Here is a 16,696-nt window from a genome sequence, read left to right as displayed (position 1 = left end):
ATGCAACATGTTCATAGGGTACGGACAATACAATTACTTCGGCATCTGTTACCGCGTCTTCATTCAGGCATCCGGAAATGGTGCAGCTCTTATCGGATGCAGCTTTCAGCACCTTACGGTATTCATCGGCTGTCAGTTCGGCTTTTTCATACATTCTGGAACCGATAATGATCTCATGGTCCAGAGCCCATCTGAGCGCCAGGCCGCCACCAATGCTTCCCGTTCCGCCAAGGATAGCAATTCTCATAATACCATTCCTTTCATAGCAGTTTTTTTGTAGTACATAAAGAATGACTTTATGTTTGTTCGACTATATCAGACACCCTGGACAAAGTCCATGGTCTCAAGTTAATCCGACCGTAGGGAGGATTTTCTTGTATAAATGGCTTATGCACTGAATGTTACATTATAATACCCCGAAATCATTTCGAGTAGATTTGAAATATAGAAACGGTTTATCAGTTCTGAATGAGTTTAAGTTAGTGTCTGCTGCTACACGTCTACCGAACTATATAAGTAAGATTAAAAAATAAATACTCTTATAAAAATTTTAACTATGAAAATACAGGGCCGGGGAGAATAAGAAAACGTTAAACTTGAGGTTTGTTGATGGATACTAAAACAATTATAAGTAGCTTAACCGAAATTCAGGGAGTAAAGGGTATATCTATCATGAAAAGTGATGGAACAGTACTTGATTCTCATGAAATATTGGACGCTGATAATTCAATAATAGGCTTCTCAGGGACAACAATTAATGAAGCCACAAATATGTTTACCTTAGGCAACGCCCGAAGGTCTGTCATACGGGGACCTGGCTACAAGATACTCATCATTATTGAACATGAGTATTACATTGGTGTCATCATGGTTGAGGATGCCGATGAAGACCTGGTCGACAAAAAGATCGATGCCCTGATATCAACAGTGAGATGATTGGCATGGCAAATATTTTTGAAGACATCAGGAATACCGTTGATGGTGTTGTTGGTTCATATCTCATGAACATGAATGGTGAGATAATAGCTCATGACGTGCCCAAGCTTTTTGAAAACGAATTGTTCCAGTCTTCCAGTGGCTTGTTCCAGCTTATTGACATTTTTAGGTCCAGAATTCCCATAAACAGCCTGGAGGTGAAGGCCGACCAGGGATATATTCAATTGGCAGTCAATAAAAATTATATTTTTGGGACTTTTACATCCAAGCATGCAGATGAATCATTATTGAACCTGATTGTGAAAAAAGCTATCACGACAATCAAACCGGAAGATCTGGCAGCCATGAGGAAAGATGCACAAGGAACTCAAAATCCGGCAGCTAAAACCACTTCTGGTACTGCATCGGCAACGGTCCACGAAGCAGAGCCTGGCTCAGGACAGGAAATTTCACCCCCTGCACATGAAGTGCCTTCTTCCTCTGCCCCCGCCGTAAAAGAATCTGGTTCCATGATACACCCGGAAACCGGAGAAGTGCCTGATGAAGTAAGGGTTGCTTTGTGCCAGGCTGTCAAGGGAAAGGTAAGGATAATGTACGGTGATAAGCGGGCCGAGGTCATAGTCACTGAAGCCTTTCAACAGATCGGTGCAAACCGTGATACACGGAATGCTCAGGAGTTAAAATCGGTTTTTAACATCCTTGCATGCGGAATAATGGCAAAAATGATGGGGGAGACAAAAGCCAGGAAATTCTTAGACGACCTTTATGATAAGCATGGATTGAAATAAACAGGTGAGAAAAAATGGTATCGATAAGTAAACATTCAAACGAAATATTCTATGGTGGCACAGCATGTATACTATTGCTGTTCATATTGCTTGGATACATCTTTCCGGCAACAGATAACGATATTGCAGCTAACAGGACACTATCGATGGATAGCGACCAGGGAATGTATACGAACTGGTTCACGTATTTGTTTTTCACTGCAGCGTTGCTGATACTGGGACAATCCCTGTACTCTACTTTCCTGACAATGGACATGACTGAATGGAATATGTTTGCTTTTGGGACGTTCCTGTTATTTGTATTCGGTTTTTGCGGAGTATTACAGGTATTCTTTGATTATCATCTTTTTGGCCTCATAAAGGACATTGTTTTACCGATAGGCATGATTTGCATGTTTTATTCAACCTATAAAATATATGAACCGTTCAAAAAGGAGGAGTAGAACATGCCATCTGATTTTGAAGCGTTCTATACTTCCTTGAATCTCTTATTGGTAACATTGTCTTTTATTGTCCTTATTGTCAGTGGAGGCATCGCTTATATCACACGAAAACTATGGTATGCGACTGCCGGTGCGTCGTATTTCTGGATGTTCCTTTCCGCATTTACCGGTTCAATAGCAGTATATGCAGTTGCAAACTTTGCAAAGGTTACATTCTTGAAAGACTATGCTGTACCTCTTCAGGCTATCATGGATGTGGGTCTGGTAAGTGCAGCAGTATACGCCTTCGTCTCAGCTATTTTTATCAGGAAGATGTTTGAAGAACTTGGCAAATGAACAGGATTAAAAAAATGTCAATATGAATTAATAGGGTCTCACGCCCTGGGTTCTTCTTTTTTTTAAATCAATTCACCGGTATATTGTTATTATTCCTTGTACTTCCTCAAAGCCCTCATGGTCTCTTTATGGAGGGATACTATCAGGTCCCCCATCATGGCAAATATGAACATCTGCAGGCCGCTCATGATAATAAGTGTTGTCAGTAATGCCAGCAGGACATGATTAACATTGGCAAGCCATTCATTTACTACATAGATTCCCACTATAAATCCAATAAAAACGGTTACTCCACCCATTACACTAAAATAAAACAAAGGGTTGTTCATCTTTGCCATATTGAATATCGTCCTCCCTATCCTGAGCCCATCTGTAAGGGGATTTAATTTTGTTGCCGCAGCATCATCTGCCCTTGCCAGGTAAGTAATAGGAACCACTCGTATATCAACTTCATTCCTGACACATTCCACGGTCATCTCAGTCTCTATCTCAAACCCGGTCTGGTTCAATACCAGCCTGGATATCGTCTCGCGGGTAAATCCCCTGTATCCTGAAAGAATGTCTGAGAGCCACTCCCCGTATGCGAACCCGAACATTTTGTTCAGTATCCTGTTCCCCATGGAATTTAGCTTCGTAAAGGCACCTTTACCCGGATTAGCGAAACGGTCACCGATAATGTGTCCGGCACCCTGCTCAAAAGCTTCAATAAAACGGTTCACCTCATCAGGCAGGTATGTACCATCGCCGTCTATCATGATAATGTAAGGGCTGTCGATAGTATCAAAAGCCTGTATCACTGCCTGCCCTTTTCCCTTACCGGTCTGCATCACCACATGAGCGCCTGCTTTCCTGGCAATGTCGGCTGTATTGTCTTTGCTGTGGCCGTCCATGACCAGGATATTGGAAAACCCCAGTGACTTGAATTCGTGAATAAGACCGCCTATGGTGTGGGATTCGTTCAATGTGGGAATAAAAATGCAAACGTCTTCAGGATGTATGGTACTGTTCATGTTTGTGTTTCTCCCATGAATTCAGGGTTAACTGATTATAAATTTACGTAACACCTATTCAATCTTTTGATAACATTCGTGCGGCTGCAATCACAAATAGCGTGGTTGCGGCTGTCATGAACGGAACCGGGAAGGTAGGTGCGGGAGTGGCTGATACATGTTCATTCTCCCCGGCCACAGGATAGGTATCGCCAGGGCCCTTAAGAGAAGATTCCGTCAACGTCCGGTTGATGTGGTATGTGATCACTGCTCCTTCAGTGGTTTGTGTCCGGTTCGAACCTTGGGGGAACCTGCCCGAGACTTTCCTCCGATACAGAGTCACGTTCCCAAAATTATGGGTTGAAATAATCTGTGTACCTTCCGGGAACGTAATTGATAGTTCACTATCAGGCTCACCCAGTAGCCAGACCGTGCTGCCATTTTGGAGCAGCCCTTCTTCAAACTCATACATTACCTGGTAGGTGTTTGTAAAATTGGTCAGGGCTTCATCCGGCCCAAGTGCCCCGGCAGAAAGAGTAGCATCGATATCCCGTATCGTAATGCCATGTGATGAATTGTCTATTTTCACATCCATTTTCTGTTCAATTGAGGTCCTGAACTTGTTCCTCAGGTGTTTATCCATCTTCAACAGTTCCCATGCACTGACAAAGTCATCCTTATTGCCCTGCTTTTTATCAATGTCATATTTGAACACGTAGGAATCCATGCCTGAGATATGCTCGGTATATTCCCATTGCATACCATTACTGTAGATAATTATCTCGTTGGTCCATCCATATTCTGCATGGACTGAAGTTATCATTGATATGCATGCAGTTATAAACAGCAATCCAGCTATTATTCCATGCCTGTTCATGTCTACGGTCCGTTCATAATTACCTGGTGGTCGCTTTACCTTTATCGGGTGATCACTTTACAGCCGTCCTCTTCCACGATGACGGTATGTTCTGCCTGGGAGACCAAAGCCCCTTTTTCCTCTTTCAGTACCGGATATGACGAGATGTTTCCGTTCTTTTCCAGCTGGAGCAGTGCAAAATCCAGGTGCTTTGAGCTGAGCCAGCGTTTGGCAAAGGGTAGGGTCTGGTATGCTTCGATCTCTTTGAGCAAAACCCTGGCTGCAGGTGCACGGATAGGCCTGGTACCAACAATGTGATATATCTCTGTGCTGGCACCTTCGGTCACGTACCCCTGGCCGTTCGTGGCAAAGGGTTCAATAGCTACAACCTGTCCAACCTCAAGAGCGACCCCTTTATCAATAGGGATATTGGGAATGCTGGGCGGGACATGTTGCATGTACTGGGCCAGGCCGTGTCCGGTCAGGTTGGCTACTGGCTTATACCCGAACCCGGTAATAGTATCATTGATTATCAATCCAAGCTCTGCAGTGTTGATTCCGGCATGTATGGCCTTGATAGCGGCTTCAAGGGCAGCCTCGGCTGCTTCCACCAGTTCAGGATTGCCTGAGAGGTCAACGGTTTTTGCAGTATCTGCGATGAAACCGTCAACATGCACCCCAATGTCCAGTTTGACCATATCCTCACCGAACACCGCCGTATCATCCTTTTTGGGTGTGGCATGAGCTGCTTCCTCGTTACAGGAAATGTTTATGGGAAAAGCAGGTTCACCGCCCTGCTCGCGTATCATGTCCTCGCCAAATCGAGCCACATCATACAGGTTTGCGCCAACGGTGACCTGTCTGGCTGTCTTTTCCCTTACCTGTGACAGTATCTTCCCTGCGGTTACATATTTCTCAATGATCTGGTCGATATCTTCCAGCATTTGTTCTTCATCCTGCTTTTTATCCATAAGTATCACCTTGATTATTATATCCGTAGATTCTTGTCAAATGTAGTTAAGTTCTTGCATCCACTTGCAGTGACCACGACAATGTCTTCGACCCTCACACCACCCACGTCCCTGTAGTAAAGTCCAGGTTCGACAGTGACCACGTTCCCTGCTTCCAGTACCACATCCTGCAGGCCAAGCCCTGGCCGTTCATGGACATCAAGACCCACGCCGTGGCCTGTGGAATGGATGAATCCTTCCCCGTCTCCTACAGAGAATCCTGCATCGGTGAAGGTATCGCAAACTGCCTGGTGTACCTCACTGCCGTTTACCCCTGGTCCTATGAGGCCAAATGCAGCTTCCTGCGCCGAGAGCACAGCCTGGTGCATTTCAACTATCGTAGGGTCCGGCTCGCCCCTGATAACGGTGCGGCTCATGTCGCTGTAATACCTGTGTACCGCGTGCCTGGGAAACACGTCCAGCACAATGGGCAGGTCAGCCATCAGCACGCCTTCACCTTGCCAGTGCGGGTCGGAACTGCGGGGACCGCATGCAACAATGGTACTATCGGCTTCACATCCCGCATCCAGCAGGGAGTGGTGTATGACTGCCCTTACAGCTTCAGACGTTAAAGGTTTACCTTTTGTCATCAGTTCACCGTTTACGGTTTCTGCCTTACTTATGACTTCAACTGCCCTTGCAGTAGCCTGTTCACAGGCGCGCTGGGCAGTGGTTATTGCCTGTATCTCACCTTCGGTCTTTATCTCTCTCTGTTCTATGACAGGGCTTTTGACACAGGTTATTTGGAATCCTGCCCTTTCGAGGCAGTCGGCATAGAACACGGGGAAATCCCTGGGTACAGCCACTTTGTGCAATCCTTCGTCCTTAAGGAGCCGTGCGAGCACTCTGCAGTATGCCTCTCCGCTGTCCTTGTACGCTTTTGCTTCTTCCTTGAGACCGTAATCCGAAGATGACCTGATATCAGCTATCCCGGATTCTTTTTCAGCCCGCCCTTTTTCCATGCCTGAGACCATCAGCACCTCATGGCCACAATTAAGGTAAGTGAAGGCATCGCCTGCCAAGAACCGGGTCGTGTAATACATATCAGCACTGTAGGTGCTGTTGGAATGCATCAGGTAAGCGTCGACCCACTCGTGTCCAAGGAACTCTTTAAGATCCATGATTACCCACCTACTGGTTATTTGTTATCCCGCGGGCGGCCAGTATGCCTGTGGCCGCTGCGTTCACGATGTCCCTGGACAGCCCGGCCCCGTCCCCTGCAGCATACAGTCCCTTAATGCTTGTCATCATCTGCCGGTCCACTTCCAGGCGCATGGCATAGAACTTTATCTCGGGGGCATAGAGCAGCGTTGAATCAGATGCAACGCCCGGGATTATCTGGTTGAGTACTTCCAAACCCTCAATGATGTCCATAACGATGCGGTGGGGCATTGCCATGCTGATATCACCGGGCGTTACATCCTTCAGGGTATTGGTGACAGGATTTCGCCTGATGCGTTCCGTTGTAGAGCGCCGGCCCCGGCGCAGGTCGCCCATGCGCTGCAGCACAGGTTTACCTCCGCCAATAGTGGTGGCCAGTTTGGCGACCGAACGGCCGTACCTGGTAGTGTTCTCTATGGGGTGGGTGAGTTCAATGCGTACCAGGAAAGCGAAGTTAGTATTATCTGAACGGGCATCCTTCATTGAGTGCCCGTTCGTGGCTATGAATCCTTCATATTCTTCCTTGACCACAAAACCGTGATGGTTGGTGCAAAAGGTCCTGACAAAGTCATCGTATTTGCGACTCATGATATGGAACTTGGGGTCGCGGTTTATAGCGGTCACCGGTTCCATTATAATAGCCGGGACTTCCACCCTGACCCCGATATCGATACCAGCATAACGGGCGCGGATACTGTGACGTTTCACCATCTCGTCCACCCAGGATGCACCCACCCGTCCCGGAGCGAGCAGGACGGTCTTTGCCTCAACAGTGCTCCCGTCTTTGAGTACCACACCGGTACACTGCCCTTCGTTTACCACCAGGTCGGTGACGGTGGTTTCAAGCATGAAATGGATACCTTCCCCAACCAGGTGGTCTTTTATTTTTTTTATAAGTTCAGGTGTCCTGTCAGAACCTATGTGCCGCTGGGGGATATCTACGAACCTGGCACCGGCAGAGGCGGCCCTGCGTTTCAGACACTCTATCTCGCTATTGTCCGGCCTGTTCAGTGCTTCAGGTGCGCCATAGTGTAAAAATATCCGGTCTACCTCATCCACCAGTGCCCAGGCCGCATCCCGGTCATGGGTAAACTCGCTCAGGTCGCCGCCGATATCGGGTCTCAGGTTTAGCGTGCCATCGCTGAAAGTTCCGGCGCCCCCCACACCGCACATGATAGCACAGGGTTCGCAGTGGGTACACCTGCTAATCATGGCCATGTCACATGTGCGGGTGAATATATCCTGCCCCTGTTCGATGATACATATTGAAAGGTCCCGACCCGGCAGTTCATGCGCCGCAAACATACCGGCAGGGCCTGCTCCCACGATTATAACGTCATATGTTCCATTCAAGACAGAACCTCTTCAAGTTTGTCATACTTCACTGCCTTCTTTATCTCCCTGGCTATCCTGCGGCCCGTTGAAAAGTTGGGTCCGATAAGCTCAGAGTAGGGTGAACCTGACATGTACAGGTTAGTACCTGCTACGATACGCGCCGATATCTCGAAGATGCGGAATTCCAGTTTATCGGTACATACGGTCTCAAGGCAGAACGGTCCTATCATACCGCCGAACAGGTCAAGGGACCTCTCCACCACCTGCTCTCCCAGCTCAAATATCTTGGGTAACAGGGATTCGCGCGCGACCAGAGGTATATTACCTGTGACCACGAAGGAGGGATATACGCCTGCGTCCTCAAGTTCACGGGGCGAGCCCAGCCTGAATATCTCGTCTGCATTTGATTCCACGCGCCGGTCCATGCTCATAAGTTCAAGGGTGCCTTTGCTCAGGGCATATCCCTTCGTGGGTAAAGGTGAATAGAAGTAGTGCAGGTAATAGCGGGTCCCCACTATGAACTCCTGGATGGTGTAGGGTTGAGACTCGTCCAGACGCTGGTAGAATTCTGCTTTGTTCTTGGCCACAAAGAAGCCCCTGCCACCCTTGGCACCGTGGTATTTTACCATGACCGGAAAATTGATATCCCTGGGGTCGTCTATATTTTTTGGCATTGATATGCCGGCGCCTTCCAGCCACTGGCGCTCCTTGTTGCGGTCAGACTCCCATTCCAGTACATTGCGGTTGCCAAAGGATGGCAGTTCCAGGTTCATGAAGTTCTTATGACCCATATATTCCACGAATGAACCGTGGGGGATAACGATGGCGTTCTTTGCTGCCAGTTCCGGGGCGACATCCAGGATGTTGGCATAGTTATCAACGACCAGGAACTCATCGGGTTTGGCCAGGGGAAAAGCGTCATAGAATTTAGGGGGTTTGCCAATGCAGATGCCAATGGTCTTTAAGCCTTCCTTGCGCGCGCCGTCGAATATCTGCAAACTGGTGTGGCTGGTAACGGTTGCTATTGTGAGGTTGTCCCTGTCGTATCCTGAGAGGATATTTGCGATGACGGGACTCATTATTGACTTGTTTGTTTGTGCCATTAAACATAATTGTGTAAGGAAGTATTTAAGATTGGGGGATTTGAGCCGGATTATCTTCTTATCTACAGACCTTGAATAGCTGAAAAAAATATAAATATATATGCCAACTAATTTAATTACATAACAAAAAAGTATGTATTGTATAAATGTGAATTATTGGTAAGGTGAGTATAATGAATCGAATGATTTTTATCAGTCTTGTGATTTTATCAATATTGTTAATCTCAGGTTGTACATCGAATAAAGAACCCGTTGACCCGGTCAATCCGGATAACGTTTCAATAAGCAGTATTTATGTATCGATGGCGGAATTTAAAGAACATAATGTGAAAATCGTCATCAGCAACAATGCCGATAAACCAATTGATTCAGTCACAGTGACCTCGTTTGGCAAGTTTGGCGTTGACCAGAGCGGAACGGTGAATATTCCGGGAAGGACAGATGATGCCAGCAGTTCTGCATCGATAAGTTTCCAGGCCAGGTCACCAGGATTTACCGCTGCCTCGGATACCACTGACCTTACCATATCCTATGCTTCCGGAATGAATGAGAAGGGTAAGCCTATCGTCCAGACAAAGACCGTTCCCGTTGAAACCTTTGTGTATCCTGATGCAGAACTGCAATCCGTGGGTTTTGTAAAGGATATGCAGCATCTGCTTGACCCCAGAATGGAAAAATGGGAACTCAAGAAAGGCGAGAACACCTCAATATCCTTTTATGTGATTAATAACGGACAGACCACGATAGACGAGGATACCCTGGTCGTACGGTATAATGTAGAAAATGAAAGAATTAGCAACAATGGCAGCGTTTCAATAGACCAGGCAATGGCACGAAGCGGGACATCCTATACAACCGGATTATTTGTCCCTGTGAAGAAGGATTCACCAAACGGTGAAACAGATGTGTACGTATCACTGTTGTATAAAGACAGGGTGATAGATTCTGAAGTGCTGACCCTGAAAGTGAAACTATAACCGTGATACAATGAGACTGATAACATTTTTCCTTTTTGTTTTCATTTCCATCAGTCTCATTTTTAGCGGATGCCTTCGGGAATACGATGACATCCATATCTCAAGTATGGATGTTCTCTCTGTTCCAAAAGACACAGGAACCGAACTTACGATAACCACTTATATACAGAATGACCTGGCGAAAGATAGCAGTTCTCTTTCTCTGAGAGTTAAAGTGCAAGAACCTTCCACCCATCTCAATGTAGCTGAAAAAGAAGCAGATATCGGATACGTTAAAAGCAATTCGCAATCGCACTACAGTATATCCATGGCCGTTCAGGAACCGGGAGAATACCTGGTGGAAGTTGAGCTGCTTGAGAACGGGAATATCCTCAATACGTATGGAGAATTTATAACTGTCAAAGCCATGCAGGACACAAAAGAACCATCAGATATCGTTATCAATGACATGAACCTGGTAATCAGACAATTTGTGGATGGTATCTCGAAAGTTGTTGTTGATGTTTCCCCAAGCATTTATAACCAGGGCGGGGATTCAGAACCTCTGACCATGGAAGTCAGGGCAACCGTCGATCCTTATTCAGTATATACCGAGGTCGATGAAATCGGCATCATCAAAGGTTCAGGACGGGTCAGGGGCGATGTAACCTTTATCCTTCCAAAGAATAGTGAATATTCATTTTCCGTACATATCCTGGAAAATGGAAGGACTGTTGCCAGCGGAATAGTCGATGAGAAGATCAGACTCAATGAAATAAAGTTCAATACTCCTATGACCTATGGCATTGTCGAGGAAGGAAAACCCCCCGTGGCAACGGCGACGGCAGCCCCTTCACCAATTCCCACAAAAGAACCGGGATTCCAGGGAATGGTTGCACTCTTAGCTTTATTGCTGGTAGTCAGTATCATGCTCAGGAAGAAAAAGAGTTGAATGCCATGAGCGATGAACAACTAAAGGAAGGACGGGAAAATTCATTCAAGAAATTCATTAATGCCTCAGTTGTTGTTATGCTGGTATTTTTGATGTTCATCGCTTTATTGTCGTTCTTTTTTAATATGGAACGGGCAATTGCGGACCTGTTCGATCCCAGGTACAAGGCTCTCATGCAGGCGCTGTTCAGCTTATTTGTGCTTGGTTTCGGGGCAGTTCTGGTGAAAATGTTCTTATCGAAATGACCTGCCGGTATACCAGAGTGGGTATCAAGGTCTACTCTGTCAGCCAATATAACTCAAATCTTCATCGCTGCTCTTTTTAACCTGCATTTCTTTCATGTACTTCTTGAATCCTTCTTCGAATTTCCTTGCTTCTTCCTGAATTATGCTCATGTCAATCTCGATTCCAAGCAATTCAGACGCTTTTTTCAATCCTGCATAGCACGCCTTTATGTCCAGTGCCTGGGGAAAAGCAGTCTCGCTCAACAGAGCTATGCCATTCATTCCCATCCGCTGTGCATATTCAATAACAAGACCGTTCACTCCCGATATTTGCATACTGCCGGCAGCTATTTCAACGGACTCGGATTTCAAATGATCAAGGAGCTCCTGGGACGTTGCCACGGCAAATACCTTCGGGTCATCAACATATCCTTCCACATGCGTTGCAATAACGGTATAGATGGTATCAACATCACACTGCTTTGCTACTTCAACGATCTTTTGTGCCAGTTCATTATCCTGTGTCATAAGGCCGAACTGCATCTCACCGGTAAAGAGTATGATGTTCTTCTCACGTGAATAGTAGAACTTGAAGAGACTTTCTTCCCTTTCCATGGGTACCACCAGTCCCTTCTCAAAAAGAGCAAGAGAAGGGGAGAGATAGGGCACATGGATATCAGCGAACAATTCAGGTTTCAGGAGTTCAAGAAAAGAGGTAACAGTATTCCTGGCGACCATTCCCATTCCGGGAAGACCTACCAGCATGTTGGGCTTTTTCATCTCAGGTTTATTGTGAAATCGTATTTCCATATAGTTATTGAGTGTCACTCAAGGTAAAAATAATCTCTTATTGATGGATAGATTACCTTTATTGTTATTTTCAATTTTGAGTAAGAGAGCTTCACCCCATCACTTCCCGTCTCAGCAGCACATACGCCAGCCCCAGCCCGGCCACACCATAACCCAGCAGCGGTGTCAGGTACCCAATCAGCACACCAGACCCCTGCTGGTATATCAGTATCGAATCAAGTGCCCTGATACCCATTGTGATGGGGAGGGCATTACCCAGCCATGCCATCAGCGGAGGCATGGTCTCGAACGGGAAGAACATACCGCACAGGAACAGCATGGGTATGCTCAGTACCAGGGACATCAGCATTGCGGTGTTCTCGGAATCGGCCAGCGTGGCCAGCGCCATCCCGATACCGATGAAGGAAGCCGAATACACCAGAATCACCAGGAACAGTCCTCCCCACTGGGAAACCGGAATGAACACCCCGTAGAGCAGGAATGCCACTATGACCATGATGATGCCCTGCAACAGGGCAATGAGTATCAGCGCAAAGGTCTTGGCAAAGAGGAACTCTTCAAGGCTCAGGGGTGTGAGCAGCGTGCGTATCAGGGTTTTCTGGGACCTCTCCTGTATGATTGTGATGGATGCCAGCATAAAGGAGATGAACATCAGTACAATGGATATGATGCCAGGCATCAGGAAATCAAGCTGGGACTTATCCTTGAACACTTTTTCCATTTCCATTCGTACAGGGGCGGCAACATCTGTGGGTGATTTCGTAGTCACTTCATTGATAATATTCCTGGTCTTCCCGATCTCTGATACCAGCGAAGCTGTACTGTTGGCCATACTCATCGACATATCATGCATCTGCCGGGAGGTATTTGCCGAATTGTCCTTCATGTTCTCCAGGGTGGCAACCACATTCTCCATATCAGCAATATTCTCACTGATATTGGCTATCTCGAGCGTGTAGCCATCAATGGAAGCCTGCATCTCCTGGAGGCGGGCATCTGTCATGTTCAGTTTTTCATGCAATTGTGCACTGGTCTGTGCCACGCTATCAAGACTGTTGTACAGGGAGGTCACCGGAGCGGTGCGCTCCTGCAGCAAGTTCCTGGTATCCTGCACCTGCTGGATGGTGGCAGACAGGGTAATACATTGTGGCTTTGACGGGTCGATCGTGCAGGTGAGGTCATAGGTCTGCTGCAAACCTGACTGGAGGTCCAGCAGTGCAGCATCAGCATTATTGATATCATCGACAACCACCTTCATTTCATCCCTTAACAGGACAGCATCATTGTTGATGAGGTTTACATTCGTATCCAGCTGTTGTATCTCCTGCCGTGTGATAGCAATGTCTGCTGCGGTCCGGTTCAGGTCGACCTTCATCTGGGAAAGGGTCTGTTTCATCTCTTCGACCGAAAACTGCAGCTGGGTCGCGTTTATCTCATCCAGTGCCAGAACCACGTCCTGAGTACTGCTGTTCAGGGAACTGATACTGCTGTTAATTGAAATGATCCCTTCCTGCAAAGGGTCAAGTTTTCTCTCCATCTGGCCCAGTTCTTCCCACAAATGGCTGATAAAGCCGAGGGTGAGTTCGTAGGACATCTTCTCAGTCGTGGTAATGAACACCGTGGATATGACCGGCGCAATCTGGACCCTGGAATTGTCAATATACAATTTCATGGCCTGGGTCTCATCTACGGGTATGAAGATGCCTGCACTGTATTTCCCGCTCCTTACGCCATCTTCAATAACACCCGGGTCCGAGGTATTCTCCTCAGTAATAAGGAACATCTGGCTGCTGTTCAGTTCCTGGATTATTTCCCTGCCGAGTTGTGACCCCCCGCCCACACCCAGTCTGATATCCTTCAGTCCCTGGTCAGTACCTCCAGAGAATACCGACCCTATCAATATCATAATAAGTATGGGTGCCAGGAAAATCAGCAGGACTGTCCTGGTGTGACGGGAATATATCTTCAGATCTTTTTTAATGACAGAGGCAATGGTCAATGCCACTCCTCCCTGGCAAAATGAATGAACACGTTCTCAAGGCTGGGCCGGTTGGATTCAATGTTGGTTATATGCTCGCTCCCGGATTCAACGATATCAATGACCTGTGCCAGTGCCTGCTCGTTATTGAGCGTTATTTGCAGCCCTTTTTCAGATACAACACAGGATGCCACACAATCAAGTGTGCCCAATCGTTCTGTGAGGGCCTGGTAATTCCCTGGTGTGCTCGTTATCTGGATGACCCGCTCACCCACTGTGTTCTTCAGGTCTTCAGATGTCCCCTCCACAACGATAGTGCCCCTGTGCATTATGAGTATCCTGTCAGAGAGCAGGTCAGCTTCTTCCATATAATGCGTGGTGATAAGTATCGTGGTCCCCTCCCTGTTCACTTCCCTGATGGTATCCCACAGAGCCTTCCTGGAAACAGGGTCAAGCCCCACACTGGGCTCGTCCAGTATGAGCACTTCCGGTTTGTGTATCAGGGCGCAGGCGATGTTGAGCCTGGTTTTCATGCCTCCGGACAGGGTACTGGCCCGGGCAGAGCTCTTCTGGCTCAGCTGGAGCATCTCCAGGATATGATGGCTCCTTTTTTTAATGTCAATTTCTGCAACTCCGTACAGTGAACCGAAATACATCAGGTTTTCGGATATGGTAAGCTCGTCATAGAAGCTGTTCTCCTGGGGTACCACGCCTATGATGGAGAGGACGTCCTTTTTATCTGATACCACATCCAGCCCTGAAATATATACAGAACCGGACGAAGGTCGCGCCTGGCATGAGAGTATTTTTATCAGGGTTGATTTTCCTGCACCGTTCGGTCCAAGCAGTCCGAAAATAATTCCTTTTTCAATATCCAGGGAAATGTCATGTAATGCCCTGAAATCCCCGTAGTTCTTGGATACGGACCGTATCTCGATAATAGACTCCATTTTTCTCCCGTATATCGTCAATTGAACAATGTTTCTAATGTATAATAAATCATTGGAATGGCATGAATCTGTTCGGTCCCGTCCTCGATACTATTATACCATACCGGTCCCAATTATTCTCCATGAAGATCAGCGTCATCTCTGATACCCACTTAAAACCGGGCCAGCCAGTAGAGATGCTGCCTGCACCCCTGCTGGATATGCTTGCTTCTTCGGATATGGTGGTCCATGCCGGGGATTTCGTGTCCCTGCAATGTTACCATGAACTGCGGGATATCAACCGCCTGGTGGGCGTGGCAGGCAATATGGACCCGCCTGAACTCAGGCATATACTTCCCCAGCATACCACTTTTGAGGCTGAAGGCGTCAGGATAGGTGTGACCCACCAGGGCCAGCTTTCTGTTTCTGACATGACAGGACTGGGTTATTTTGCAAGGGAACTGGAGGTCGACCTGCTCATCTTCGGGCATATCCACAGACCACAGCTACACAAGAGCGGGGATATCACCTTGCTGTGCCCGGGCAGTCCAACCTCGCCCAGACAGTCCGAGCCGAGTGCTGCTGAGGTGAGGGTTGAGGGGGGAAGGGTGGAGGTGGTTATTGTGAACTTTGAGGGTGAAGTGTGCGATAGTATTCGGTTCGCGAGGTCGCTGGGGAAGGATTAGTTGGCTTTCCATAGTCACAAAAATCCACAAGGTTGGCTGCCACCTTGCTGCCCTTTCGGGCATTGGTGGCAGTGGCAGCTATACATAACCATACCCCAGGACCGCCAGATTAATCGAAAAGCGCCTGCCAGCCCCCACACCACAAGGGCAGGCGGAGCAGACCGGGAGGGGCACCCTGTAAAGTGAAAGTGAAGGGGCGGCAGGAGAGCTGAAGGAGGGTTCGGATTAGCAGCTGATATGTGATAATATGTTTATATAATTAAAATAAATCACGCAGTAGCTTTTCGACCTTTAATCTCATAGGAAAAAGCTTGAGGTTCGGCTACGTTTTCAGATGCATCAAGCATTTCGATTGATACAATCTTATTATCTTCACTATAATCGATTATAAGACCTTCTTTTATCTCATCACTTTCTGCAATTGGTATATCCCTAAGAATTAAAGTAAGAGTATCTGTTTCGGGATCATAGACTGCTTTCATAATTTTCTCCTTTCCAATATTTATCTATCTTTGATGTTTTATACGTTGTTATGATATAGAAATTATCGTCTAATTCTTCACCAATAATCCTAAGTAACATTTCTTTATTTTGATCTTTATCTAACTTGACTTTCAAAGATACACGAATTGATGCCTAATTTTCATTGAAAATCGTTAGCATGCGACTATGCTGCAATTTTATAAGTGTATGGCCTAACTTTTTATATCACAATAATAACTTTATTGCTATTGATAATCATAGATATCTACTTATATGTGTATGACCTAATACAATAATATGGTATCACTAAAGAAAAAGAACATCAAAGGTCATACCTATTGGTATGCTGTGGAAATGGCCCGAGTTGATGGCAAACCCAAACAAGTCTGGCAAAAGTACCTTGGAACCGCAGAAAAGATTGTAGAACTGAAAGAAAAAGCAGCAGAATTACCTCACATCAAATTAAAATCATTTCAATATGGTAAAACAGCAGCCTTGCTTTCCATATCAGATGAACTAAACTTCATTGAAACCGTAAACAAACACACCGACAAAAAGAAAATTGAAGGGTTGACAGTTGGTGAATATCTCCTTTTAAACATCATCGGTCGATGTGATGGAGCACTATCAGAAAATTCCATGCAGAAATGGTTCGACACATCCTCATTGGACATACTGTGGAAATTTCCACACAAACTTACCTGCCAAAACTTCCTGAACC

21 protein-coding genes are annotated in these 16,696 nt (G+C 46.5%); 10 read left to right on the top strand and 11 right to left on the bottom strand.

The features are described 5' to 3' along the window. The coding region (locus tag K0A89_11825) for an NAD(P)-binding domain-containing protein (protein ID MBW6519175.1) at positions 1–247 on the bottom strand (247 nt) is incomplete at its 3' end. Between the two features lie 425 nt (positions 248–672). On the opposite strand from K0A89_11825, the gene K0A89_11820 reads away from it, so the two are divergent. The 4 genes from K0A89_11820 to K0A89_11805 are packed head-to-tail and all read left to right on the top strand — an operon-like array spanning position 673 to position 2,503. Next, positions 673–936, top strand: coding sequence for a hypothetical protein (locus K0A89_11820; protein MBW6519174.1), 264 nt, complete (start codon positions 673–675; stop codon positions 934–936). 5 nt (positions 937–941) lie between these two features. Next, entirely contained in the window at positions 942–1,724 is a 783-nt protein-coding gene (locus K0A89_11815) for a hypothetical protein (protein ID MBW6519173.1), read from the top strand. A 14-nt stretch (positions 1,725–1,738) separates the two neighbouring features. After that, positions 1,739–2,167, top strand: coding sequence for a hypothetical protein (locus K0A89_11810; protein MBW6519172.1), 429 nt, complete (start codon positions 1,739–1,741; stop codon positions 2,165–2,167). A gap of 3 nt (positions 2,168–2,170) precedes the next feature. Then, positions 2,171–2,503 carry a hypothetical protein gene (locus K0A89_11805; GenBank protein MBW6519171.1) on the top strand — a complete coding sequence of 111 codons (333 nt, stop codon included), beginning with the start codon at positions 2,171–2,173 and terminating at the stop codon, positions 2,501–2,503. 89 nt (positions 2,504–2,592) lie between these two features. Here the strand turns inward: K0A89_11805 and aglJ are convergent, their stop codons facing one another. The 6 genes from aglJ to K0A89_11775 all read right to left on the bottom strand — a co-directional run bounded on the left by aglJ (position 2,593) and on the right by K0A89_11775 (position 8,933). Then, complete coding sequence (aglJ, locus tag K0A89_11800) at positions 2,593–3,513, bottom strand: S-layer glycoprotein N-glycosyltransferase AglJ (protein ID MBW6519170.1); 921 nt, start codon at positions 3,511–3,513, stop codon at positions 2,593–2,595. A gap of 58 nt (positions 3,514–3,571) precedes the next feature. Beyond that, on the bottom strand, positions 3,572–4,315 hold the full coding sequence (locus tag K0A89_11795) for a hypothetical protein (GenBank protein MBW6519169.1): 744 nt from the start codon (positions 4,313–4,315) through the stop codon (positions 3,572–3,574). A 95-nt stretch (positions 4,316–4,410) separates the two neighbouring features. After that, positions 4,411–5,292 (bottom strand): type II methionyl aminopeptidase, encoded by an 882-nt coding sequence (gene map, locus K0A89_11790; protein MBW6519168.1) that lies wholly within the window; start codon positions 5,290–5,292, stop codon positions 4,411–4,413. Positions 5,293–5,336: 44 nt separating this feature from the next. Beyond that, complete coding sequence (locus K0A89_11785; protein MBW6519167.1) at positions 5,337–6,479, bottom strand: Xaa-Pro peptidase family protein; 1,143 nt, start codon at positions 6,477–6,479, stop codon at positions 5,337–5,339. A gap of 10 nt (positions 6,480–6,489) precedes the next feature. After that, positions 6,490–7,824: an NAD(P)/FAD-dependent oxidoreductase gene (locus K0A89_11780; GenBank protein MBW6519166.1), complete on the bottom strand. Its 1,335-nt coding sequence runs from the start codon at positions 7,822–7,824 to the stop codon at positions 6,490–6,492. Positions 7,825–7,868: 44 nt separating this feature from the next. Next, a complete protein-coding gene (locus tag K0A89_11775) occupies positions 7,869–8,933 on the bottom strand; it encodes a formate--phosphoribosylaminoimidazolecarboxamide ligase (protein MBW6519165.1) in 1,065 nt (354 codons plus the stop codon). Between the two features lie 197 nt (positions 8,934–9,130). On the opposite strand from K0A89_11775, the gene K0A89_11770 reads away from it, so the two are divergent. Genes K0A89_11770 through K0A89_11760 form a run of 3 tightly spaced genes read left to right on the top strand, consistent with a single transcriptional unit; the run spans position 9,131 to position 11,110 of the window. Further along, complete coding sequence (locus K0A89_11770) at positions 9,131–9,934, top strand: hypothetical protein (GenBank protein MBW6519164.1); 804 nt, start codon at positions 9,131–9,133, stop codon at positions 9,932–9,934. 10 nt (positions 9,935–9,944) lie between these two features. Next, the gene (locus K0A89_11765; protein MBW6519163.1) at positions 9,945–10,865 is read left to right on the top strand and encodes a hypothetical protein; all 921 of its coding nucleotides are present in this window, start codon (positions 9,945–9,947) and stop codon (positions 10,863–10,865) included. Positions 10,866–10,870: 5 nt separating this feature from the next. Beyond that, positions 10,871–11,110: a hypothetical protein gene (locus tag K0A89_11760; protein MBW6519162.1), complete on the top strand. Its 240-nt coding sequence runs from the start codon at positions 10,871–10,873 to the stop codon at positions 11,108–11,110. A gap of 39 nt (positions 11,111–11,149) precedes the next feature. Here K0A89_11760 and K0A89_11755 read toward each other — a convergent pair whose 3' ends face one another. The 3 genes from K0A89_11755 to K0A89_11745 form a co-directional block, all read right to left on the bottom strand. Then, positions 11,150–11,869, bottom strand: coding sequence for a PAC2 family protein (locus tag K0A89_11755; protein ID MBW6519161.1), 720 nt, complete (start codon positions 11,867–11,869; stop codon positions 11,150–11,152). 121 nt (positions 11,870–11,990) lie between these two features. Continuing rightward, positions 11,991–13,898: an ABC transporter permease gene (locus tag K0A89_11750; GenBank protein MBW6519160.1), complete on the bottom strand. Its 1,908-nt coding sequence runs from the start codon at positions 13,896–13,898 to the stop codon at positions 11,991–11,993. Next, the gene (locus tag K0A89_11745; GenBank protein MBW6519159.1) at positions 13,895–14,827 is read right to left on the bottom strand and encodes an ABC transporter ATP-binding protein; all 933 of its coding nucleotides are present in this window, start codon (positions 14,825–14,827) and stop codon (positions 13,895–13,897) included. The genes K0A89_11750 and K0A89_11745 overlap by 4 nt, the downstream gene beginning before the upstream one ends. A 122-nt stretch (positions 14,828–14,949) precedes the next feature. On the opposite strand from K0A89_11745, the gene K0A89_11740 reads away from it, so the two are divergent. Further along, positions 14,950–15,492: a metallophosphoesterase gene (locus tag K0A89_11740; protein ID MBW6519158.1), complete on the top strand. Its 543-nt coding sequence runs from the start codon at positions 14,950–14,952 to the stop codon at positions 15,490–15,492. After that, a complete protein-coding gene (locus K0A89_11735) occupies positions 15,493–15,678 on the top strand; it encodes a hypothetical protein (GenBank protein MBW6519157.1) in 186 nt (61 codons plus the stop codon). It begins immediately after the preceding gene. Positions 15,679–15,761: 83 nt separating this feature from the next. Here the strand turns inward: K0A89_11735 and K0A89_11730 are convergent, their stop codons facing one another. Further along, complete coding sequence (locus tag K0A89_11730) at positions 15,762–15,974, bottom strand: DUF2283 domain-containing protein (GenBank protein MBW6519156.1); 213 nt, start codon at positions 15,972–15,974, stop codon at positions 15,762–15,764. A gap of 298 nt (positions 15,975–16,272) precedes the next feature. Between K0A89_11730 and K0A89_11725 the strand changes: the two genes are divergently transcribed. Next, on the top strand, positions 16,273–16,696 hold a 424-nt coding region (locus K0A89_11725; GenBank protein ID MBW6519155.1), incomplete at its 3' end, for an IS1634 family transposase.

Source organism: ANME-2 cluster archaeon (assembly GCA_019429385.1).
In the GTDB taxonomy this organism is placed as follows: Archaea; Halobacteriota; Methanosarcinia; order Methanosarcinales; family Methanocomedenaceae; genus Methanocomedens_B.
Note: the sequence above shows the minus strand (reverse complement) of the source record. Positions and strands in the feature narration are given on the sequence as shown.